Here is a 21977-nt window from a genome sequence, read left to right on the forward strand (position 1 = left end):
GAAACAGCATGGATAAATTTACGATTTACGAAGGCCTGGTCGCCCCGCTGGACCGCGCCAACGTCGACACCGACGCGATTATCCCGAAGCAATTCCTGAAATCGATCCACCGCAGCGGTTTCGGCCCCAACCTGTTCGACGAATGGCGCTACCTCGACCATGGCGAACCGGGCCAGGACAACAGCCGCCGCCCGCTGAACCCGGAGTTCGTGCTCAACGAGCCGCGCTACCAGGGCGCCTCGATCTTGCTGACGCGCAAGAATTTCGGCTGCGGTTCCTCGCGCGAACACGCGCCGTGGGCGCTCGATCAATATGGCTTCCGCGCCATCATCGCGCCCTCGTTCGCCGACATCTTCTTCAATAACTGCTACAAGAACGGCTTGCTGCCCATCGTGCTGTCGGAAAGCCAGGTCGAGCACCTGTTCAATGAAGTCAAGGCGTTCCCCGGCTTCAAGCTGGTGGTGGACCTGGAGCAGCAATGCGTGCGCACCAGCAATGGTTCCGTATCGTATCCGTTCGAGATCGACGCCTTCCGCAAATATTGCCTGATGAATGGGCTCGACGATATCGGCCTGACCCTGCGCCACGCGGACGATATCCGCGCCTTCGAAGAGCGTCATTTGAACAATCAGCCTTGGCTCGCCAACGTCATCTAATCGATAAAAATATGAAAATTGCAATCTTACCCGGCGACGGCATCGGTCCTGAAATCGTCGCGCAAGCCGTCAAGGTCTTGAATGTGCTGGGCGAATCGTTCGAGCTGGAAAGCGCGCCCGTGGGCGGCGCCGGCTATGCGGCCCATGGCCACCCCTTGCCGGAAGGCACGCTGGCGCTGGCCAAGGCAGCCGATGCCGTGCTGTTCGGCGCCGTCGGCGACTACCAGTACGACAATCTGGAGCGCCAGTTCCGTCCCGAGCAGGCGATTTTGGGCTTGCGCAAGAACCTGGGCCTGTTTGCCAACCTGCGTCCGGCCATTTTGTATCCGGAACTGGCGGGTGCCTCGACCCTGAAACCGGAAGTGGTGTCTGGCCTGGACATTTTGATCATCCGCGAATTGACGGGCGACATTTATTTCGGCCAGCCCCGCGGCGTGCGCGAGTGCCCGGACGGTCCGTTCAAGGGCCAGCGCGAAGGATTCGACACCATGCGCTATGCGGAAGGCGAAATCCGCCGCATCGCCCACGTGGCTTTCCAGGCGGCGCAAAAGCGCGACAAGCGCCTCACCAGCGTGGACAAGGCGAACGTGCTGGAAACCTTCCAGTTCTGGAAAGACATCGTCATCGACGTGCACAAGGAATACCCGGATGTTGCGCTCGATCATATGTATGTCGATAACGCGGCCATGCAGCTGGTGCGGGCGCCGAAGAAATTCGACGTCATGGTGACCGGCAACATGTTCGGCGACATCTTGTCGGACGCGGCCGCCATGCTGACGGGTTCGATCGGCATGCTGCCGTCGGCCTCGCTGGACGCCAACAACAAGGGCCTGTACGAGCCATCGCACGGTTCGGCGCCCGATATCGCGGGCAAGGGCATCGCCAATCCACTGGCGACGATCCTGTCGGCCGCCATGATGCTGCGCTATTCGCTTAACCGCGAAGAGCAGGCAAACCGCATCGAAACGGCCGTGAAGCAGGTGCTGGCGCAGGGCTTGCGCACGGCCGACATCCACGAAGCGGGCACGATTTTGGTCGGTACCGAGGCCATGGGTGATGCAGTTGTAAAAGCACTGGGATAAAATAGTCTAATGACGGCAGTCGCCGTCTCATCTTGAGGAATGGTAATGAAATTAGTTGGCTTGGTAGGTTGGCGCGGTATGGTCGGTTCGGTCCTGATGCAGCGCATGCAGGAAGAGGGCGATTTCGCCCACATCGAACCGGTGTTTTTCACCACCTCGAACACGGGCGGCGCGGCGCCGGCCATGGCGAAGAATGAAACCATCCTCAAGGATGCCAACAACATCGCCGAACTGTCCAAGTGCGACATCATCATTTCCTGCCAGGGCGGCGACTACACGAGCGCCGTCTTCCCGCAGCTGCGCGCAGCGGGCTGGAATGGCTACTGGATCGATGCGGCCTCGACCTTGCGCATGGAAAAAGACGCCGTCATCGTGCTCGACCCCGTCAACCTGCACGTCATCAAGGATGCGCTGGGCAAGGGCGTCAAGAACTACATCGGCGGCAATTGCACCGTGTCGTGCATGATGATGGGCCTGGGCGGCCTGTTCCAGCACGACCTGATCGACTGGATGACGTCGATGACGTACCAGGCGGCATCGGGCGGCGGCGCGCAGCACATGCGCGAACTGCTGACGCAATTTGGCACCATCAACGGTTCCGTCAAGGCGCTGCTGGACAACCCCGCTTCCGCCATCCTGGAAATCGACCGCCAGGTGCTGGCCACCCAGCACGGCTATTCCCCGGATGAAATCAAGCAATTCGGCGCGCCGCTGGCCGGCAACCTGATCCCGTGGATCGACAAGGACCTGGGCAACGGCCAGTCGAAGGAAGAGTGGAAGGCCGGCGCGGAAACGAACAAGATCCTGGGCCGCGGCGTGGACTTTGGCACGAAGGAAATCCCGGTCGACGGCCTGTGCGTGCGCATCGGCGCCATGCGCTGCCATTCGCAAGCCTTGACCATCAAGCTGAAGAAAGACGTGCCGCTCGATGAAATCAACGACATCATCGCCAGCAACAACGAATGGGTGAAATTCGTGCCGAACACGCGCGAAGCGTCCGTGCGCGACCTGTCGCCGGCCGCCGTCACGGGCAGCCTGACGATTCCCGTCGGCCGCGTGCGCAAGATGAGCATGGGCGGCGAATACCTGTCCGCGTTCACCGTGGGCGACCAATTGCTGTGGGGCGCGGCCGAGCCGCTGCGCCGCATGCTGCGTATTTTGTTGGACGCATAACGGCAATTAATTGCTGATCCAGATCAAGCCGGGGCTGTTTTCCCGGCTTTTTTTTCGTCCTGAGCCCGTCAAGGCTCAACCATGCGGAGCTTGCATAGCTCTGGGCATGATGATATGTTGATACCTCTGGAAAAGTAACAGTTTTCCCATGTCAACTAAGATGCCGCCAACTATGCCTGTACACACTCGTCCCCGGGTCGCCTCCCTTGCCATTAAAACACTCAGCAGCGCTGTCGCCTGTGCGGTGTTATTGTCACCGGCGGTATCCGCAGCCGAGCTGGGCAAGATCACGGTGCTGTCCGCCGCCGGCCAGCCGCTGCGCGCCGAGGTCGAATTATCGGCCGTCAAGCCAGGCGAGGCTTCGAGCCTGCTGGCCAAGCTGGCGCCGCCGGACGCCTACCGCCAGGCCAACGTGGAATTCAATCCCGCCCTGAACGCCTTGACGTTTGCCGTGGAAAACCGCAACGGCAAGTCCTTCATCCGCATCAGCTCGGCGCAACCGGTGGCCGAACCCATGGTCGACCTGCTGCTGGAGCTGAGCAGCAAGAGCGGCCGCCAGGTGCGCGAATATGCGTTCGTACTCGACACGCCCGAAGCGCGCCAGACGCGCGGCGCGCAAGTGACGGCGCCGGTCGAGCCGGGCAAGGCCAAGCCGGCCGCCGCGGCCGATGCTGCGCCACCAGCCGCGAAAAAGGCGGCAGGCGAATACAAGGTCAAGGCGGGCGACACCCTGAGCCGCATCGCCAGCGAACTGAAACCGTCGGGCGTGTCGCTCGACATGATGCTCGTCGCCCTGTACCGCGCCAATCCCGACGCCTTCAAGGGCGAGAACATGAACCGCATGCAGGCCGGGCGCATCCTGGCCGTGCCGGGTGCAGACACCGTGCGCGCCACCGGCGCGGCCGAAGCGAAGGGCATCGTGACGGCGCACGCCATCGATTTCGACGCCTACCGCAACAAGCTCGCTGGCCAGGTGTCGCAAAGCAAGCCGGCCAAGGCCGCGCAAGCGACGCAAAGCACGGCCGGCAAGATCGGCCCGACCAAGGTACAGGAAAAACCGACGGCCGTGAGCGAGTCGCAAGACAAGCTGAAACTGTCGAAGGCGGAGCCGGCAGCCAAGTCGGCCGGCAAGAGCGCCGTCGCCAGCGAAGAAGACAAGATCGCCAAGGCGAAGCAGGTCGATGAAGCAGCCGCCCGCGTCAAGGAACTGGAAAAGAACGTCAGTGACCTGGAAAAGTTGATGGCGGTCAAGAGCAAGGCCATGGCCGACAAGAGCGCCCCGGCGCCCGCCAAGCCGGCCGAGGCCGCTGCCAGCGCAGCGGCAAACGCAGCGGCCAGCGCCGTTGCCAGCGCACCTGCCGAAGCCCAGCCGCCCGTGCCGAAGGCGAAACCGGTGCCGCTGGTGAAAAAGCCATCGCCGCTGGAACCGACCTTCGCCGACAAGATCAGCGACCACCTGGGCGCCATCGGCATCGGCCTGGCCGCGCTGCTGGCCGCCGTGGCCGCGCTGGTGATCGCGCGCCGCCGCAAGGAGACGCCGCCGCCCGCCGAAGATATCGCCCCCGTGTTCGAGCCGGAAGCGCCAGTGGCGCCGCCGGCCGGCCTGGCGCCGGAAGACCAGCAGTCCGAAGCGAGCAACCACCTGTTCGGCACGGGCGCCGCCGCTGCCGGCGTGGCCGCCGCAGCAGGCGCCAGCATGCTCGACGCGAATGAAACGGACCCCGTCGCCGAAGCGGACGTGTATATCGCCTACGGCCGCGATGGCCAGGCGGAAGATATCCTCAAGGAAGCCTTGCGCATCCACCCCGAGCGCCATGCCGCCCGCTTGAAGTTGCTGGAAATCTATTCGGCCCGCAACGACGTGCGCGCGTTTGAAGACCAGGCCAGCGAGCTGTACAGCCTGACGCGCGGCCAGGGCGAAGAGTGGCCGCAGGCGGCCGCGCTGGGCCTGGCGCTCGACCCTTCCAATCCCCTGTATGGCGATACGGAAGACGACGCCGTCGTCAGTCTGAGCAAGGCTGCCGGCGACGACTTGCATGGCCAGAGCATGGACTTGCCTGACGATTTGTCTACTCCTGCGCCGCTGGCCGACCTGGCGCCGGCCGAACCGGTGTCCTCCGTGGCGGCCCGCGATGCGCGCGATCCCCTCGATTTTGACCTCGACAGCCTCGATTTCGAGCCCGTTTCCACCAGCGACCCGATCGTCATGCCGGGGCCGGACAGCAAGCCTGTTTCTGCCGCGCAGGATGCGCACGATGTGCACTATGACGCCAGCATGGATTTCGGCCTGGACCTGGAGCCGCCAGCCGGTCCCGTGAACGGCGTGGGTGCCGGCCTGACGCCGTTGCCTGATCCGCTGAAGGATGTCGACCTGGCCCATTTCGACCTTGACGAGCCTGTCGCGCCCGCTGCCGCGCCGGTGGTGGCGGCCGAGCCTTCCATCGACAGCCTGTTTGACGATGCGCAAACGCCCGCCACCTTGCCGGAAGCCATACCGCCGGCGCAGGAATTCGACCTGTCCGGCATCGACCTGGACCTCAACGATGGCAAGACGGCCAGCGTGGGCGTGGACGACCCCTTGTCGGCCATCCACATGGAAATGGATACCAAGCTGGACCTGGCGATCGCTTACCAGGAAATCGGCGACAAGGAAGGCGCGCGCGAGCTGATCGATGAGGTCATCAAGGGTGGCAGCGAAGAGCAGGTGAAAAAAGCTAACACGATGCGCGCCCTGCTCAGTTAGCAATACCCGCCGGCGCGGCAGGCTGCTGCGCCGGTATAATGCTTCGATGCAAAATATTACGACAGCAACGCCATTGAAGCGTATCGTCCTCGGCCTGCAGTACGACGGCACGGCCTGGCACGGATACCAGAAGCAGGAAGACGGGCAGACGGTGCAGGACCAGCTGGAAAACGCGCTGGAACAGTTTGCCCGCGTGCGCCTGGCCACCACCTGCGCCGGCCGCACGGACACGGGCGTGCATGCGCTCGAGCAAGTCGTGCATTTCGATACGGAATTGAACCGCGACGTGCACTCGTGGGTGCGCGGCGTCAACGCCTTCCTGCCGAAATCCATCGCCGTACGCTGGGCCAAGGAACTCGAAGGCGATCCGACGGTCAATGACTTCTTCCACGCCCGTTTTAGCGCGCGCGCGCGTACCTATCATTATGTGTTGTATAACAACGCTACCCGTTCGCCGCTGGTGGAAGGGCGTGCCGGTTTCTTTTTCCGTCCGCTGGACGTGGAACTGATGCGGCAAGCCGTGCAACCGCTGCTGGGCTGGCACGATTTCACGGCCTTCCGTGCCGCGCAATGCCAGGCCAAGTCGCCTGTCAAGCTGATGCATGACATCCGCATCGAGCGGCGCGGCGATTGCGTGATTTTTACGATTACGGCCAATGCCTTCCTGCACCACATGGTGCGCAACCTGGTCGGTTCGCTCGTCTACATCGGCACGGGACGCGAAAAACCGGACTGGCTCGGGCACTTGCTTGAAAGCAAGGATCGTCATGCGGCAGCGCCCACGTTCATGCCGGACGGCTTGTACCTGGCGCAGATCGATTACGATCCGAAATGGGCCTTGCCGCAAGACAGCAGCAGCGCCTTGCCCTGGTTTTGATCTGCATCAATAAAGGATAGCCATGCCTCGCACACGCATCAAGATCTGCGGCCTGACCCGCGCCGAAGACATCCAGGCTGTCGTGGCGGCGGGCGCCGACGCCATCGGCTTCGTGTTTTATCCGAAAAGCCCCCGCTATGTCACGCCCGAGCAGGCAGCCAGCCTGATCGCGACCATGCCGCCGTACGTGACGACGGTGGGCCTGTTCGTCAATGCCACGCTGGAAGAAGTGCAGGCGACAAAGGCCGTGGCGCCATTGTCTCTGCTGCAATTTCATGGCGACGAGACGCCCGAACACAGCGCCGCGCTGGCTGGCGCCGTGAATACGCCGTTTACGCAAGTGTTCCGCGTCAAACCCGACACCTCCTTTGAAGATTTGCTAGAATACGAACAGCGCTATCGCGCCGCCAGTCCCTTGTTTTCGAGTCTCTTGCTCGATACCTATGTGGATGCCTACGGTGGCGCAGGAAAGGTATTTGATTGGTCCCTCATTCCAAAAGAACTCGCGCCTCGGGTCGTTTTAAGTGGTGGCTTGAGCGTACAAAACGCGACTGACGCAGTGGTGCGCGTGCGCCCTTACGCCGTCGACATCAGCAGTGGTGTCGAAGCGTCCAAGGGCATCAAGGACGCGTCCCGTGTCCGCGCGTTTATCGCCGCGGTGCAGGATGCCGATGCCATCATTGCCAGAGGAAACAACCATGAATGACCACACCACCGCGCCCGGCGCAGCCGCCGCATTGTTCCACGCCACCGATTACCCGTTTCCCGACCTGCGCGGCCACTTCGGCCCGTACGGCGGTTCCTTCGTTGCCGAAACGCTCACGCATGCGCTGGCCGAGCTGAAGGAAGCCTACGCCCGCTACAGCGTCGATCCGGAATTCCTCGAAGAATTCCGCTACGAGCTGAAACATTTCGTCGGCCGCCCATCGCCGATCTACCACGCCAAGCGCTGGTCCGAACTGGCCGGCGGCGCGCAAATCTATTTCAAGCGCGAAGACTTGAACCACACGGGCGCGCACAAGATCAATAACGTCATCGGCCAGGCCCTGCTGGCCAAGCGCATGGGCAAGCCGCGCATCATCGCCGAGACGGGCGCCGGCCAGCACGGTGTGGCCACGGCCACCATCTGCGCCCGCTTCGGCCTTGAATGCGTGGTCTACATGGGCAGCGAAGACGTCAAGCGCCAGGCGCAGAACGTGTACCGCATGAAATTGCTGGGCGCCACCGTCGTGCCTGTCGAATCCGGCTCCAAGACCCTCAAGGATGCGCTGAACGAAGCCATGCGCGACTGGGTCACGAATATCGAAAACACCTTTTATATCATCGGCACCGTGGCCGGCCCTCATCCATATCCGATGATGGTGCGCGACTTCCAGTCCGTGATCGGCGAGGAATGCCTGGTGCAGATGCCGGAAATGACGGGCCGCCAGCCCGACTACGTGCTGGCCTGCATCGGCGGCGGCTCGAACGCCATGGGTATCTTTTACCCGTATATCGACCAGAAAGACGTGAAACTGATCGGCGTGGAAGCGGCCGGCGAAGGCCTGGACACGGGCAAGCACTCGGCCTCGCTGACAGCCGGTTTTCCGGGCGTGCTGCACGGCAACCGCACCTACCTGCTGCAGGATGAAAATGGCCAGATCATCGAGACGCATTCCGTCTCGGCCGGCCTCGACTATCCCGGCGTAGGCCCGGAACATGCGTGGCTGAAGGATTCGGGCCGCGCGCAGTATGTGTCGATCACGGATGAAGAAGCGCTGCAGGCGTTCCACGATTGCTGCCATATCGAAGGCATCATCCCGGCCCTGGAATCGTCGCACGCGCTGGCTTACGCTGCCAAGCTGGCGGCCACCTTGCCGAAAGATAAAATTGTATTGGCCAACCTGTCGGGCCGCGGCGACAAGGACATGCATACCGTGGCGGAACGCATGGGACTCAATTTCAGCTAAACAGCTGAAAGATCCCGCGCAGGTCGGATGAGCGCATAGCGCGCCATCCGACATCTCTCACCGATAACACGAAAGCTCGCCATGTCCCGTATCTCCGCCACCTTTGCCAACTTAAAATCCAACAACAAGACCGCCCTGGTCACTTTCATTACCGCTGGCGACCCCGGCCCCGACGCCACCGTGCCCCTGATGCACGCGCTCGTCGAGGGCGGCGCCGACGTGCTGGAACTGGGCGTGCCGTTTTCCGACCCCATGGCCGAAGGCCCCGTCATCCAGCGCGCCTGCGAGCGGGCCTTGAAATTCAACGTCGGCATCCACGACGTGTTCGGCTATGTGCGCCAATTCCGCGAAACGAATCAGACGACGCCCGTGGTGCTGATGGGCTATGCGAATCCCATCGAACGCATCGGCAGCGCCGCATTTATTGATGCAGCGCAAGCGGCCGGCGCCGATGGCGCCATCGTCGTCGACTATCCGCCGGAAGAGTGCGAGGAATTCGCGGCCGCCATGCGCGCAGCGGGCCTCGACCTGATTTTTCTCCTGGCGCCCACCTCGACCGAAGAGCGCATCGCGCAAGTGGCCAAGGTTGGCGGCGGCTTCAGCTATTATGTGTCGCTGAAAGGCGTCACGGGTGCCGGCAACATTGATACGGAACAAGTGGCAGAGCGCCTCGCGGCCATCCGCCAGCATGTAAAATTGCCTATCGGCGTGGGCTTCGGCATCCGCGATGGGGCCACGGCCAAGGCCGTTGCCAAGGTGGCCGATGCCGTCGTGATCGGCAGCCGCATCATCCAGGAGATTGAAAATGCCCCGGAAGGCGGCGCCGTCGACGCCGTGCGCAGCTTTACGGCAGGCATCCGCGCCGCACTGGACGCCTGAGCAAGCTTGTTGTTTACGCAAGCTCGGGTGGCGGCAAAGTTCGACAGCCCGGCGATAAACGGCTACACTTCGGCCACTGATTTGCCTGTTATTGTGCAATAGATAAAATTTTTGGTGGCGCCCTGCGGGGCGTCGCCGTTTACCGTCTGCCGGGGGCGTCCACCGACGCTACCCCTACAAGGGCCCAAGGAGAAAATATGAGTTGGTTGGAAAAACTGCTGCCACCGCGCATACAGCGTTCTGATGCTGCCGCGCGCAAGACCATGCCGGAAGGCCTGTGGGTCAAATGCCCGTCGTGCGAAGCCGTGCTGTACCGTACGGACCTGGAATCGAATTTGCACGTGTGCCCGAAATGCGATCACCACATGCGCATCCGCGCGCGTGAACGCCTCGACAGCCTGCTCGACGCGGGCGGCCGCTATGAAATCGGCCAGGAAATCCTGCCTGTCGATACCCTGAAGTTCAAGGACAGCAAGAAATATCCGGACCGCCTGAAATCCGCCATGGAAGCGACGGGCGAGACGGATGCGATGGTCGTCATGGGCGGCGCCATCATGAGCCTGCCGGTTGTCGTGGCGTGCTTCGAGTTCGAATTCATGGGCGGCTCCATGGGTTCCGTCGTGGGCGAGCGCTTCGTGCGCGGCGCGCAAATCGCGCTGGAACAGAAGGTGCCGTTCATTTGCATCACCGCCACCGGTGGCGCGCGCATGCAGGAAGGCTTGCTGTCCCTGATGCAGATGGCGAAAACCACGGCCATGCTGACCAAGCTGTCGGAAAAGAAATTGCCATTCATCAGCGTGCTGACCGACCCGACCATGGGCGGCGTGTCCGCCTCGTTCGCCTTCATGGGCGACGTGGTCATTGCCGAACCGAAAGCGCTGATCGGCTTTGCCGGCCCCCGCGTGATTGAAAACACCGTGCGCGAAAAACTGCCGGAAGGCTTCCAGCGCGCCGAGTTCCTCGTCACCAAGGGCGCCGTCGACATGATCGTCGACCGCCGCAAGATGCGCGAAGAAATCGCCCGTCTGCTGGCCTTGTTGCAAAACCAGGCCGTCGAAGTCTTGGCGTAACGCCAACGTAACAGGCCGGGCGGCGTCCGCAGGACACGCCCGGTTGCCACGCCACACCATCTCCGCGCCTCGCGCACTGTCTCCTCATCAAGAAGTCTCCCATGCTCAAGCTCCCCACCACCTTGCCGGACTGGCTCGCCATGCTGGAAACCCGCCATTCGGAAACCCAGATCAACATGGGCCTGGACCGCGTGCAAGCCGTCAAGGCGCGCATGCAGCTGGCGTTTACTTGCCCCGTGATCATGGTGGCGGGCACGAATGGCAAGGGTTCCACCTGCGCCATGCTGGAATCCGTGCTGTTGCGTGCCGGCTACAAAGTGGGGCTGTACATCAAGCCGCACTTTCTCGATTTTAACGAACGCGCCCGCGTGCTGGGCGAGATGGCCAGCGACGAACAGATCGTCGCCAGCTTCAATGCCGTCGAAGCCGTGCGGGGCGACACGCCGCTGACGTATTTCGAATTCACCACGCTGGCCATCCTGCACCTGCTGTCGCAGGCCAAGCTGGACGTGGCCATCCTGGAAGTGGGCCTGGGCGGGCGCCTCGACGCCGTCAACGTGATCGACGCGGACGTGGCCATCGTCACCAGCGTCGATATCGACCACACGGATTACCTGGGCGACACGCGCGAAGCGATCGGCTTTGAAAAGGCGGGCATCTTCCGCCCGGGCAAGGCGGCCATCTGCAGCGATCCCGTGCCGCCGCAATCCTTGATCGACCATGCCGAGGCCATCGGCGCCGACCTGTGGCTGATGGGCCGCGATTTCAATTATTCGGGCGACAAGCAGCAGTGGAACTACGGCGGACGCGAGCAGCGCCGCAATTCGCTCGCGTATCCAAGCTTGCGCGGCGCCAACCAGATCCTCAACGCGACGGCCGTGCTGGCCGCGCTGGAAGTGCTGAAGCTGAAACTGCCCGTGGGCGCGCAGGAAGTGCGCACGGGCCTCGTGACGGTGGAGCTGCCGGGCCGCTTCCAGGTCTTGCCTGGCCGCCCCAGCGTAATCCTTGATGTAGCGCATAACCCCCACGCGGCGTCGGCGCTGAACCAGAACCTGGGCAATATGGGTTTCCACCCGTACACCTATGCCGTGTTCGGCTCCATGCTGGACAAGGATATCGATGGCGTATTGGCCGCGATGAGCGAACACGTCGACCATTGGTGCCTGACGGGCTTGCCTTCGCCACGCGCGGCCACGGCGTCCGAGCTGGCCGCCAAGGTGCAGATCATGCTGGAAGATAAGCCCGACAGCAGCGAGCATACTGTATCTATTTTCGATGATCCGGCACAAGCTTTTGCAAATGCAATGAGCCGGGCCGGTGAGAATGATAGAATTGTGGTCTTTGGTTCTTTCCTCACCGTTGCCGGCGTGATGAAGGCCCGAAAATCCTCACTTCACTGAAACGCACTCGACTGAAAATCACGCATGGGCTTGTTCTCGAAACTGTTTAAAAACAAGCAAGAATCCTCTGGCGAAGACAGCGGCTTTTATGTCCCTGGCGAAGCACAGTCGCCGACCCGCAAACGCGCCGCCAACACCTCCGGTGGCGGCGGATCGCGCCGTGGCGGCAAGGAAGCGCCGGATCCGGTCTTGCCTGAAAAAAAGCGCGCACGCCGCCGCCTGGTCGGGGCCATCGCCCTGGCCCTGGGCGTGGCTGTCGGCTTGCCGATGCTGCTCGATTCCGAGCCGAAGGCGCCGTTCAACGATATCGCCATCGATATTCCTTCGAAGGAAAAGGCCGTAGCGCCTGCACCGGCACCCGTGCCGGCCATTCCGGCCCGGGCCGCATCGAATGGCCTGGACCAGTCCGAGGAAATCGTCGACGCGCCGCTGCCGCCTGCGGCCAAGCCGACGCAGGCACCGGCACCCGTGCTGGCCGCCGTCCAGCCTGCGCCGGTCAAGCCAGCCTACGTGGAACCGAAACCTGAGCCCAAGCCGGTCAAGGTGGAGCCAAAACCGGAACCGAAGCACGAAACCAAGCCGGAACCCAAGGCCGAGCCGAAACACGAGTCCAAGCCTGAACCCAAGCATGAAGTAAAACCGGAAGCCAAGCCCGAGCCGAAACCTGCCAAGCCGGCGCAATCGGCCGACGATGCCGCGCGCGCGCTGGCCATCCTGGAAGGCAAGCCGCAGGACAAGCCGCAAGAGAAGGTGCAGGACAAGGCGCACGACGCCAGCGGCAAGTTCGTGGTGCAGGTGGCGGCGCTGGCGACGCAGGACAAGGTCGACGAACTGCAGGACAAGCTGCGCGAAGCGGGCATCAAGTCGTACACGCAGAAAGTCTCGAGCCCGGCGGGCGAACGCATCCGCGTGCGCGTGGGACCGTTCGGCAGCCGCGAAGACGCCGAAAAGACCCGCGCCAAGCTGCAAAAGCTGGGCCTGGGCGGCAGCCTGGTACCGGCGTGATGTTGCAAGGCTGAACGGGCGTGACGATCTTCGATTACCTGGTGCTGTTCGTGCTGGTGACGTCCGTGCTGATCAGCATGATGCGCGGCCTGGTCAAGGAAATACTGTCATTGGTCAGCTGGGTCGTGGCTTTCGTCATTGCCAATGCCTATGGCGCCACCCTGGCGAAATTCCTGCCGGAAGCCGTGCCGGGCGAAGCCATCCGCCTGTTGCTGGCTTTCGTGGTGCTGTTCATCGGTGTGCGCATTTTGATGGGATTGCTGTCCATGACGGTCGACGCGCTGGTCAAGGTGACGGGCCTGAGCCTGGCCGACCGCACCCTGGGCAGCCTGTTCGGCGTGGCGCGGGGCCTTGTGATCGTGCTGACCGCCGTCATCTTGTGCGGCATGACGTCCATACCGCAGCAGCCATTCTGGAAAAACGCGCAGCTCAGCCCGCTCGCGGAGCAGGGCGCGCGCGCCATCAAGCCTTATCTGCCTGCCGCTTACGCGCAGCATGTGAAATTTTGAATTTTTTTAAAATCAGTAGCACAGTTTAGGAGCACACCATGTGTGGCATCGTCGGCGTCGTTTCCCATCAACCTGTCAATCAATTGCTCTATGATGCATTGTTGCTCTTGCAACATCGCGGTCAGGACGCGGCAGGGATTGCGACCAATCACAGCAGTATGTTTTCCATGCACAAGGCCAATGGCCTCGTGCGTGACGTCTTCCGTACTCGCAACATGCGTTCGCTGCAAGGCACGACGGGCATCGGCCATTGCCGCTACCCGACGGCCGGTTCGTCGAGCGAAGAGGAAGCACAGCCGTTTTATGTGAATGCGCCGTTCGGCATCACCCTGGCGCACAATGGCAACCTGACCAACTGGGAACAGTTGAAGCTGGAAATGTTCAAGAACGACCGCCGCCACATCAATACCGATTCCGATTCGGAAGTGCTGCTCAACGTGCTGGCGCATGAAATCCAGGAAGCGACGACGGGCCTGAACCTGGACCCGGAAGCCATCTTCAAGGCTGTCACCGTGCTGAACCGCCGCGTCAAGGGCGGCTACGCTGCCGTGGCGCAAATCGCCGGCGTGGGCTTGCTGGCCTTCCGCGACCCGCATGGCATCCGTCCGCTGTGCCTGGGCATCAATGAAACGGAACAGGGTCCCGAATACCTGATCGCTTCCGAATCCGTCGCCCTGGAAGGCATGGGCTTCCGTTTCGTGCGCGATATCGGTCCCGGCGAAGCCGTCTTCATCGATGCTGACAAGCAATTGCACAGCGCCCAATGCGCCGACAATGCCAGCCTGAACCCGTGCGTATTCGAGTTCGTCTACCTGGCCCGCCCCGATTCCGTCATCGACGGCGCCTCCGTGTACGCCACACGCCTGAAAATGGGCGAGTACCTGGCCGAAAAGATCCGCGCCGAATTGCCTGGCGTGCATATCGACGTGGTCATGCCGATTCCCGATTCCTCGCGTCCGGCCGCCATCCAGCTGGCCATGGCGCTGAACATCGAGTACCGCGAAGGCTTCATCAAGAACCGCTACATCGGCCGCACCTTCATCATGCCGGGCCAGGCGGCGCGCAAGAAGTCCGTGCGCCAGAAGCTCAACGCGATTCCGTCCGAATTCAAGGATAAAGTGGTGCTGCTGGTCGACGATTCCATCGTGCGCGGCACAACCAGCCGTGAAATCGTGCAGATGGCGCGCGAAGCGGGCGCGACGAAGGTCATCTTCGCTTCGGCCGCGCCACCGGTGATTTACCCGAACGTGTACGGCATCGACATGCCGACGCGCGACGAACTGATCGCCTACGGCCGCACGACGGAAGAAGTGTGCCGTGAAATCACGGCCGACTACCTCGTGTACCAGGATATCGGCGCGCTGAAACAGGCTATCGCCGACGTCAACCCGGCCCTGACCAACTTCGAGGCTTCGTGCTTCGATGGCGTGTACGTGACGGGCGACGTGTCGCAGGAATACCTGGACCGCCTGGAATATGCGCGTCACCATCCGAAGGCGGCAGCGCCCGAAGATACGCCGCGTTCCCAGCTGAACCTGAACCTGGCGACAACAGAAGCATAAGTAAGCTGCCCGGCCGATGCCGGGCATTTTTTTCTCCGCGATCATGAACGATAAAAAAAACTACGGCTTTACCACCACCATCCTGCATAACGACCGCCGCAAGGGCATCGAACATGGCTCCCTGCACAAGCCCGTGCACACTTCCGTTGCCTTTGGTTACACCGATGCGCGCCAGCTCGCTTCCGTGTTCCAGGGCAAGGAACCGGGTTTCCGCTATGGCCGTCAGGGCAATCCGACCGTTTCCGCGCTGGAAGACAAGGTCAACAAGATGGAAGACGGCGTGGCGACCCTGTGCTTCGCCACCGGCATGGGCGCCATCGGTGCCGTGGTGCAATCCTTGCTGCGCGCGGGCGACCATGTCGTGTCGTCGGCCTTTTTGTTTGGCAACACCAACAGCCTGTGGCAAACGGTGACGGGGCAGGGCATCGCCGTGTCGTTCGTCGACGCCACCGACGTGGCCAATGTGGCTGCCGCCATCACGCCGGCCACGCGGATTGTTTTCGTGGAAACTATTGCCAATCCGCGCACGCAGATCGCCGACCTGAAGAAAATCGGCGACTTGTGCCGCGAGAAGGGCATCCTGTACATCGTCGACAACACCATGACGACGCCATATCTGTTCCGCCCGAAAGCCGTGGGTGCGGGCCTGGTGGTCAATGCCTTGACGAAATCTATCGGCGGCCACGGCAATGCGCTGGGCGGCAGCTTGACGGATACGGGCGTGTTCGACTGGACGCAGTATCCGAACATCTTCGAGAATTACAGGAAGGCGGCGCCCGCGCAGTGGGGCATCGCGCAAATCCGCGCCAAGGCCTTGCGCGACTTTGGCGCCTCCCTGGGGCCGGAAGCGGCGCACCATATCGCCGTCGGCGCGGAAACCATGGCCTTGCGCATGGACCGCACCTGTTCGAACGCCCTGGCGCTGGCCACCATGCTGGCCGCCGACCCGAGAGTGGCGGCCGTGCATTACCCGGGCCTGGCGTCGCACCCGCAGCACGCGCTGGCGACGGACTTGTTCCGCAGCTATGGCTCGCTGTTCAGCTTTGAATTAAAGGACGGCATCGACTGCTTCGATTTCCTCAACCGTCTCAATCTTGCCATTCCAGCGAGCAATCTCGGCGACACGCGCACCCTCGTCATTCCCGTCGCCCACACGATTTTCTATGAGATGGGCGCCGAGCGTCGCGCCAGCATGGGCATCGCCGAGTCGCTGATCCGCGTCTCCGTCGGCATCGAGGATGAGGCCGATTTGCTGGACGACTTCAAAAATGCGCTGGACGCCTAAACAGCCGCGCAGCATGTAAAAAGGGCCGCAACAGCCATGCTGTTGCGGCCCTTTCTTTAGCTGCAGCGATTTAATGCCAGCTGCGCATCAGGCCGACAGCCAGCCCTTCCAGGGCAAACTCATCTTCCGGCGACACGGTAATCACCTTGAAGTCCGGGTTTTCCGGCAGCAATTCGATGACGGAACCCGTCTTCTTGTAGCGCTTGACTGTGACTTCGTCGCCGATGCGGGCCACGACGATCTGGCCGTTCTTGGCGCTGTCGACTTTCTTGACGGCCAGCAAATCGCCATCCATGATGCCGGCGTCGCGCATGGACCAGCCGCGCACCTTCAGCAGGAAGTCGGGCTTGGCCGAAAACAGGGCCGGGTCCACGTTGTAGCTCGCTTCCAGGTTTTCCTGCGCCAGGATGGGCGAACCGGCCGCTACCCGGCCGATCAGGGGCAGCGACATCAGCAGCGCTGCCGGCACCTTCGACGGCAGCGCTTCGGCGGCGGCGCCGATCAGGCGGATGCCGCGCGAGGTGCCGGGCGAAATCTCGATCGCGCCCTTGCGAGCTAGGGCCTGTAAATGCTCTTCGGCCGCATTGGCCGATTTAAAACCCAGTTCATTGGCGATTTCGGCACGGGTGGGAGGAAAGCCCGTGTTTTCAATCGCGTCCTTGATCAGGTTCAGGATTTGTTCTTGTCGTGCTGTCAGCTTGATCATGAGCGGTGGGTGCATACTAAAATGCTGTCTATATGAACAGTCTGTATTTTTGTACAGTATCGCCCACTATGCAAGGGGATTTCCGTGTTTTAGGCGAATTTCGCAAGAAATACTTGTCCACGGGCGGAAAGCACGGCGGCGCGCGGGCTTTTCGGGCCCATGTGGAAGGAATGATTGAAACGTTTGCAAAAGGCGGTTATAATCTTCGGCTGACCTTCCCACACCCGTCTTGACGCCGGGGTGGGCGATTATCAATCCGACCTGAAGGAGTTTGCATGCGTCATTATGAAATAGTCTTTATCGTCCATCCGGACCAAAGCGAGCAAGTGCCCGCGATGATCGAACGCTACAAAGCCAGCGTAACCACCCGCGGCGGTTCGGTTCACCGCGTGGAAGATTGGGGCCGCCGTCAAATGGCTTACTCGATCCAAAAGCTGCCTAAAGCACACTACATCTGCCTGAACATCGAATGCGACAACGAGACCCTGGTCGAGTTGGAAACAGCATTCAAATTCAATGATGCCGTGTTGCGTCACCTGACCGTTAAAATGAAGAAAGCTGAAACAGCTCCTTCGCCGATGATGAAATCGGTACAACGCGAAGACGCGGCCAAAAGCCACCGCACCGAAGCACCAGCAGCCGCTCCAGCCGCAGCAGCAGCTTAATTCTTGACCAGGATCGTGCGCTGAACCAGCTACAAGTAACCGCCATCATTGCCGAGCGCGAAATATTGCGCTATACCCCGGCAGGGCTGCCGATTGTGAATGCAGTATTGCAACACAGTTCGCAGCAGATGGAAGCCGGGATTGCCCGTTTGACCGAGTTTGATGTTGCCGCGCTAGCCGCTGGCGAAATCTCAGGCCGGTTCAGTCAGGCAAGCTTGGGCGGGGTGTATCAGTTCACGGGTTTCCTGGCCAGGAAGAGCCGCAACAGCAAGAGTTTGGTGTTTCACATCATTGATTTTAGTGCAGTCAATTCTGACTAGCGCATTTTAGATACAGGAGCCTGACATGGCATTCGGTAAAAAGTTCGACAAAAATAAGCTCAAGCTTAAAGAAAAACGCAAACAGCAAAACCCGTTGTTCAAACGCAAGAAGTTCTGCCGCTTCACCGCAGCTCACGTTGAGCAAGTCGACTACAAAGACGTCGACACGCTGAAAGACTTCGTCCAAGAAAACGGCAAGATCATGCCAGCACGCCTGACCGGTACCAAAGCGCACTACCAGCGCCAAGTTGACACCGCAATCAAGCGCGCTCGCTTCCTCGCGCTGCTGCCATACACCGATCTGCACCACGCTTAATCGGTCAGATATTCCTGGAGAAGAACTATGCAAATCATTCTGTTAGAAAAAGTTGTTAACGTCGGTAACCTCGGCGAAGTCGTCAAAGTCAAAGACGGTTACGCACGTAACTTCCTGATCCCGCAACGCCTGGCACGTCGTGCTACGGCAACCGCTGTGGCTGAATTCGAAGTCAAGCGCGCCGAACTGGAAAAAGCTGCTGCCGCTAAACTGGCCGCATCGCAAGCCCAGGGCGAAAAACTGAGCGGCCTGACCGTTCAAGTTGCTCAAAAAGCTGGTGTTGATGGCCGCCTGTTCGGTTCCGTCACCAACTTCGACATCGCTGAAGCGCTGACCAAGCAAGGTTTTGCTGTTGAAAAAGCACAAATCCGCATGCCTACCGGCCCGCTGAAGATCGTTGGCGAGCACAACGTTTCGGTTGCTCTGCATACCGACGTGGTTGTGGAAGTTGTTATCGCTGTCGTTCCAGACGCGAACGCGTAATCGTCTGCGGGCCTGGCCCGCAAGCGTTGCCGCACTATGAAAAGCCGGGTTCGCCCGGCTTTTTTGTGGCCTTTTTTTCGCTCAATTTCAGCCCTTTATTTTTGCCAGCACGCCGAAGCGGGTATAATTCGCGCCATGAACGCCCCCTCTGATCCGCAACTGGATTCCCTCCGTATTCCGCCGCATTCGATCGAAGCAGAACAATCCGTTATCGGTGGTCTGCTGCGCGACAATGCCGCATATGACCGCATCGCCGACTTCATGCATGCGGAGGATTTCTATCGCTATGACCATCGCATCATCTTCGAGCAAATCGTCAAGATGGTTAACGCTTCCAAGCCAGCCGATGTCATTACTGTTTTTGAAACCCTGACCCAGCTCGGCAAGGCCGATGATGTGGGCGGACTCGCTTACCTGAACGCCATGGCGCAAAACACGCCATCGGCCGCGAACATCCGGCGCTACGCCGAGATCGTGCGCGACCGCGGCGTGCTGCGTAAACTCATTACCGTCGCCGACGATATCTCCGGCACGGCCTTCAGCCCGCAGGGCAAGGAAGTCAAGCAGATGCTTGACGAGGCCGAATCGAAGATTTTCGCCATCGCCGAAGAGGGCGCGCGCGGCGCCCAGGGCTGGACCGCCATCCAGCCCCTGCTGACGCAAGTAGTCGAGCGCATCGACGAACTGTACAGCCGCGACAACCAGAGTGAAATCACGGGCGTGCCCACCGGTTTCATCGACCTCGACCGCATGACCTCGGGTCTGCAGCCGGGCGACCTGGTGATCGTGGCGGGACGTCCATCGATGGGCAAGACGGCGTTTTCCGTCAACATCGGCGAAAACGTGGCCATCGACAGCGGCTTGCCCGTGGCCGTGTTCTCGATGGAGATGGGCGGCGCCCAGCTGGCCATGCGTATGCTGGGCTCCGTCGGACAGCTCGACCAGCATCGCCTGCGCACGGGCCGCCTGAATGACGAAGACTGGCCGCGCCTGACGAATGCGATCCAGAAGATGAACGACGCGCAGTTGTACATCGATGAAACGCCGGCCTTGAATTCCATCGAGTTGCGCGCCCGCTCGCGCCGTTTGTCGCGTCAATGCGGCAAGCTGGGCCTGATCATCGTCGATTACTTGCAGCTGATGTCGGCCAATACGCCGGGCGACAACCGCGCCACGGAAATTTCCGAGATTTCACGGGGCTTGAAAGGCCTGGCGAAAGAACTCGGTTGCCCCGTGATTGCGCTGTCCCAGCTGAACCGCTCGCTGGAGCAACGCCCGAACAAACGTCCTGTCATGTCCGACTTGCGCGAATCGGGCGCTATTGAGCAGGATGCCGACGTGATCCTGTTCATTTACCGCGACGAGGTGTATAACCCCGACTCGCCGGACAAGGGAACGGCCGAAATCATCATCGGTAAACAACGTAACGGTCCAATCGGCAGCATCCGCCTCACCTTCATGGGGCAGTACACCAAATTTGGCAATTACAGTGGTGGCCTGGCGCTTTACCAAGGCGACTAACACAGCAGCACTGATATTCCATTGGCCGCCCCTTCATCAAAAGGGGCGGCTTTCTGTAGTAAATAACACGACTCAATGCTTAACGGAGAATGACATGTTTGGACGCTTGATGCCCACTGAGGGCAAGTTTTTTGAATTGTTTAACCAGCACGCGGAATTGTGCGTCAAGGGCGCCAAAGAGATGCTCGGCCTGATGACCAATTTCGATGACCTGGAAAACCGCGTGCATGCGATCGAAAGCATCGAGAAACAGGCGGACAAAGTCACCTACGCCACCGTGGAAATGCTGCACAAGACCTTCATCACGCCGATCGACCGCGATGACATCCATCAGCTGATCACGCGCCAGGACGACATCCTCGACCTGCTGGAAGATGCGGCGCAAACCGTCTCGCTGTACGACCTGAAGGCCGTCACGCCGGAAGCCAAGCGCTTGGCCGAACTGGTGCTGGCCTGTACCGAAAAAGTGCGCGACGCCGTCGCCATGCTGCACAACATGGATAACTCGCGCAAGATCGTCGCCATCTGCGAAGAGATCGACCGCCTGGAATCGGACGCCGACCACGTGATGCGCGCCGCCATGTCCAAGCTGTTCCGCGACGAGCCGGACGTGCGCAACCTGATCAAGCTGAAAGCGATCTACGAAATTCTGGAAACCGTGACCGACCGTTGCGAAGATGTGTCCAATATTATCGAAGGCATCATCGTCGAAAACGCGTAAGCGTTGGGCCTGTCCTGAACCAGAATCAGAAAAGAAACTACAATGACCATACAAATCAGCATCTACGTGCTAGGCCTGTTGATCGTCCTCGCACTGCTGTTTGACTTCATGAACGGCTTCCACGATGCCGCCAACGCGATCGCCACGGTGGTCTCGACGGGCGTATTGAAACCGCAGACCGCGGTTGCCATGGCCGCCACGTTCAACTTCGTCGCCATCTTCGTGTTCCACCAGCTGACCGTGGCCGCCACGGTGGGAAAGGGAACCATCGACCCGGCGGTGATCGACCAGTACGTGATCTTCGGCGCGCTGATGGGCGCCATCTTCTGGAACTTGTTTACTTGGTACTACGGGATTCCTTCGTCGTCCTCGCATGCGCTGATCGGCGGCCTGGTGGGCGCCGCCGTCGCCAAGTCCGGCACGGGCGCGCTGGTCGCGGCCGGCCTGTGGAAAACGGTGGCCTTCATCGTGATCGCACCGGTGCTGGGCTTTGTATTCGGTTCCATCATGATGCTGCTCGTGTCGTGGATCTTCGTGCGTTCGACGCCGCGCAAGGTCGACAAGTGGTTCCGCCGCCTGCAGCTGGTCTCGGCAGCCGCCTACAGCCTGGGCCACGGCGGCAACGATGCGCAAAAAACCATCGGCATCATCTGGATGCTGCTGATCGCCGCCGGCTACTCGAGCGCGGCCGATGCCATGCCGCCGATGTGGGTCATCATCTCGTGCTACACGGCCATCAGCTTCGGCACCCTGTTCGGTGGCTGGCGCATCGTCAAGACCATGGGCCAGAAGATCACCAAGTTGAAACCCGTCGGCGGCTTCTGCGCCGAAACGGGCGGCGCCATCACCCTGTTCGTCTCGACGGCGCTGGGCATTCCCGTGTCGACCACGCACACCATCACGGGCGCCATCGTCGGCGTCGGCTCGTCGCAAAAAATGTCGGCCGTGCGCTGGGGTGTGGCGGGCAATATCGTCTGGGCCTGGATCTTCACGATTCCCGCGTCGGCCTTCGTCGCAGCAGTCGCGTGGTGGATTGGCCACCACATCATGTAATG

At 61.1% G+C, this 21977-nt stretch carries 22 protein-coding genes; 21 read left to right on the plus strand and 1 reads right to left on the minus strand.

All coding sequences use genetic code 11. The annotated features are described in order from the left end of the window. Positions 1-8 precede the first annotated feature (8 nt). The 14 genes from leuD to OX459_RS05070 all read left to right on the plus strand — a co-directional run bounded on the left by leuD (position 9) and on the right by OX459_RS05070 (position 16190). Complete coding sequence (leuD, locus tag OX459_RS05005; protein WP_251350427.1) at positions 9-656, plus strand: 3-isopropylmalate dehydratase small subunit; 648 nt, start codon at positions 9-11, stop codon at positions 654-656. An 11-nt stretch (positions 657-667) separates the two neighbouring features. Further along, a complete protein-coding gene (leuB, locus tag OX459_RS05010; protein ID WP_289904071.1) occupies positions 668-1738 on the plus strand; it encodes a 3-isopropylmalate dehydrogenase in 1071 nt (356 codons plus the stop codon). A 45-nt stretch (positions 1739-1783) separates the two neighbouring features. Further along, complete coding sequence (gene asd / locus OX459_RS05015; protein ID WP_289904072.1) at positions 1784-2911, plus strand: aspartate-semialdehyde dehydrogenase; 1128 nt, start codon at positions 1784-1786, stop codon at positions 2909-2911. A 244-nt stretch (positions 2912-3155) separates the two neighbouring features. Next, a complete protein-coding gene (locus OX459_RS05020) occupies positions 3156-5654 on the plus strand; it encodes a FimV/HubP family polar landmark protein (protein WP_289904073.1) in 2499 nt (832 codons plus the stop codon). A gap of 73 nt (positions 5655-5727) precedes the next feature. Next, a complete protein-coding gene (gene truA / locus OX459_RS05025) occupies positions 5728-6531 on the plus strand; it encodes a tRNA pseudouridine(38-40) synthase TruA (RefSeq protein ID WP_070260513.1) in 804 nt (267 codons plus the stop codon). 22 nt (positions 6532-6553) lie between these two features. After that, the gene (locus OX459_RS05030; RefSeq protein ID WP_289904074.1) at positions 6554-7237 is read left to right on the plus strand and encodes a phosphoribosylanthranilate isomerase; all 684 of its coding nucleotides are present in this window, start codon (positions 6554-6556) and stop codon (positions 7235-7237) included. Next, positions 7230-8480: a tryptophan synthase subunit beta gene (gene trpB / locus OX459_RS05035; RefSeq protein WP_289898564.1), complete on the plus strand. Its 1251-nt coding sequence runs from the start codon at positions 7230-7232 to the stop codon at positions 8478-8480. The genes OX459_RS05030 and trpB overlap by 8 nt, the downstream gene beginning before the upstream one ends. 81 nt (positions 8481-8561) lie before the next feature. Continuing rightward, positions 8562-9359: a tryptophan synthase subunit alpha gene (trpA, locus tag OX459_RS05040; protein ID WP_251350432.1), complete on the plus strand. Its 798-nt coding sequence runs from the start codon at positions 8562-8564 to the stop codon at positions 9357-9359. A gap of 197 nt (positions 9360-9556) precedes the next feature. Then, positions 9557-10429: an acetyl-CoA carboxylase, carboxyltransferase subunit beta gene (gene accD / locus OX459_RS05045; RefSeq protein ID WP_010400390.1), complete on the plus strand. Its 873-nt coding sequence runs from the start codon at positions 9557-9559 to the stop codon at positions 10427-10429. Positions 10430-10530: 101 nt separating this feature from the next. After that, the gene (folC, locus tag OX459_RS05050) at positions 10531-11829 is read left to right on the plus strand and encodes a bifunctional tetrahydrofolate synthase/dihydrofolate synthase (protein ID WP_289904076.1); all 1299 of its coding nucleotides are present in this window, start codon (positions 10531-10533) and stop codon (positions 11827-11829) included. A 24-nt stretch (positions 11830-11853) separates the two neighbouring features. Beyond that, positions 11854-12834: an SPOR domain-containing protein gene (locus OX459_RS05055; RefSeq protein ID WP_289904078.1), complete on the plus strand. Its 981-nt coding sequence runs from the start codon at positions 11854-11856 to the stop codon at positions 12832-12834. Positions 12835-12854: 20 nt separating this feature from the next. Next, entirely contained in the window at positions 12855-13343 is a 489-nt protein-coding gene (locus OX459_RS05060) for a CvpA family protein (RefSeq protein ID WP_251350435.1), read from the plus strand. Between the two features lie 38 nt (positions 13344-13381). Further along, positions 13382-14905 (plus strand): amidophosphoribosyltransferase, encoded by a 1524-nt coding sequence (gene purF, locus OX459_RS05065; protein ID WP_034783451.1) that lies wholly within the window; start codon positions 13382-13384, stop codon positions 14903-14905. Positions 14906-14948: 43 nt separating this feature from the next. Further along, positions 14949-16190, plus strand: coding sequence for a cystathionine gamma-synthase family protein (locus OX459_RS05070; RefSeq protein WP_289904080.1), 1242 nt, complete (start codon positions 14949-14951; stop codon positions 16188-16190). Between the two features lie 70 nt (positions 16191-16260). Here the strand turns inward: OX459_RS05070 and lexA are convergent, their stop codons facing one another. After that, positions 16261-16896 (minus strand): transcriptional repressor LexA, encoded by a 636-nt coding sequence (gene lexA, locus OX459_RS05075; protein WP_034783454.1) that lies wholly within the window; start codon positions 16894-16896, stop codon positions 16261-16263. Positions 16897-17171: 275 nt separating this feature from the next. Between lexA and rpsF the strand changes: the two genes are divergently transcribed. From rpsF to OX459_RS05110, 7 genes are all read left to right on the plus strand, one after another. After that, positions 17172-17561, plus strand: coding sequence for a 30S ribosomal protein S6 (gene rpsF / locus OX459_RS05080; RefSeq protein ID WP_034750499.1), 390 nt, complete (start codon positions 17172-17174; stop codon positions 17559-17561). Between the two features lie 20 nt (positions 17562-17581). Continuing rightward, on the plus strand, positions 17582-17881 hold the full coding sequence (gene priB / locus OX459_RS05085; RefSeq protein WP_034783455.1) for a primosomal replication protein N: 300 nt from the start codon (positions 17582-17584) through the stop codon (positions 17879-17881). Between the two features lie 25 nt (positions 17882-17906). Then, a complete protein-coding gene (gene rpsR / locus OX459_RS05090; RefSeq protein WP_010400024.1) occupies positions 17907-18197 on the plus strand; it encodes a 30S ribosomal protein S18 in 291 nt (96 codons plus the stop codon). 27 nt (positions 18198-18224) lie between these two features. Next, positions 18225-18680: a 50S ribosomal protein L9 gene (rplI, locus tag OX459_RS05095; RefSeq protein ID WP_034783456.1), complete on the plus strand. Its 456-nt coding sequence runs from the start codon at positions 18225-18227 to the stop codon at positions 18678-18680. Positions 18681-18815: 135 nt separating this feature from the next. After that, entirely contained in the window at positions 18816-20201 is a 1386-nt protein-coding gene (locus tag OX459_RS05100; protein WP_034750488.1) for a replicative DNA helicase, read from the plus strand. Between the two features lie 94 nt (positions 20202-20295). Beyond that, entirely contained in the window at positions 20296-20922 is a 627-nt protein-coding gene (locus tag OX459_RS05105) for a DUF47 domain-containing protein (protein ID WP_010400015.1), read from the plus strand. A gap of 42 nt (positions 20923-20964) precedes the next feature. After that, complete coding sequence (locus OX459_RS05110; protein WP_034783457.1) at positions 20965-21975, plus strand: inorganic phosphate transporter; 1011 nt, start codon at positions 20965-20967, stop codon at positions 21973-21975. The last annotated feature ends 2 nt before the right edge of the window (positions 21976-21977 follow it).

The sequence above is a fragment of the Janthinobacterium sp. SUN026 genome, from assembly GCF_030397625.1.
GTDB lineage: Bacteria > Pseudomonadota > Gammaproteobacteria > Burkholderiales > Burkholderiaceae_D > Janthinobacterium > Janthinobacterium kumbetense.

Coding starts and splice junctions, on each gene's coding strand:
- leuD (WP_251350427.1), top strand. CDS start 9: ATGGATAAATTTACGATTTACGAAGGCCTGGTCGCCCCGCTGGACCGC.
- leuB (WP_289904071.1), top strand. CDS start 668: ATGAAAATTGCAATCTTACCCGGCGACGGCATCGGTCCTGAAATCGTC.
- asd (WP_289904072.1), top strand. CDS start 1,784: ATGAAATTAGTTGGCTTGGTAGGTTGGCGCGGTATGGTCGGTTCGGTC.
- OX459_RS05030 (WP_289904074.1), top strand. CDS start 6,554: ATGCCTCGCACACGCATCAAGATCTGCGGCCTGACCCGCGCCGAAGAC.
- trpB (WP_289898564.1), top strand. CDS start 7,230: ATGAATGACCACACCACCGCGCCCGGCGCAGCCGCCGCATTGTTCCAC.
- trpA (WP_251350432.1), top strand. CDS start 8,562: ATGTCCCGTATCTCCGCCACCTTTGCCAACTTAAAATCCAACAACAAG.
- accD (WP_010400390.1), top strand. CDS start 9,557: ATGAGTTGGTTGGAAAAACTGCTGCCACCGCGCATACAGCGTTCTGAT.
- folC (WP_289904076.1), top strand. CDS start 10,531: ATGCTCAAGCTCCCCACCACCTTGCCGGACTGGCTCGCCATGCTGGAA.
- OX459_RS05055 (WP_289904078.1), top strand. CDS start 11,854: ATGGGCTTGTTCTCGAAACTGTTTAAAAACAAGCAAGAATCCTCTGGC.
- purF (WP_034783451.1), top strand. CDS start 13,382: ATGTGTGGCATCGTCGGCGTCGTTTCCCATCAACCTGTCAATCAATTG.
- OX459_RS05070 (WP_289904080.1), top strand. CDS start 14,949: ATGAACGATAAAAAAAACTACGGCTTTACCACCACCATCCTGCATAAC.
- lexA (WP_034783454.1), bottom strand. CDS start 16,896: ATGATCAAGCTGACAGCACGACAAGAACAAATCCTGAACCTGATCAAG.
- rpsF (WP_034750499.1), top strand. CDS start 17,172: ATGCGTCATTATGAAATAGTCTTTATCGTCCATCCGGACCAAAGCGAG.
- rpsR (WP_010400024.1), top strand. CDS start 17,907: ATGGCATTCGGTAAAAAGTTCGACAAAAATAAGCTCAAGCTTAAAGAA.
- rplI (WP_034783456.1), top strand. CDS start 18,225: ATGCAAATCATTCTGTTAGAAAAAGTTGTTAACGTCGGTAACCTCGGC.
- OX459_RS05100 (WP_034750488.1), top strand. CDS start 18,816: ATGAACGCCCCCTCTGATCCGCAACTGGATTCCCTCCGTATTCCGCCG.
- OX459_RS05105 (WP_010400015.1), top strand. CDS start 20,296: ATGTTTGGACGCTTGATGCCCACTGAGGGCAAGTTTTTTGAATTGTTT.
- OX459_RS05110 (WP_034783457.1), top strand. CDS start 20,965: ATGACCATACAAATCAGCATCTACGTGCTAGGCCTGTTGATCGTCCTC.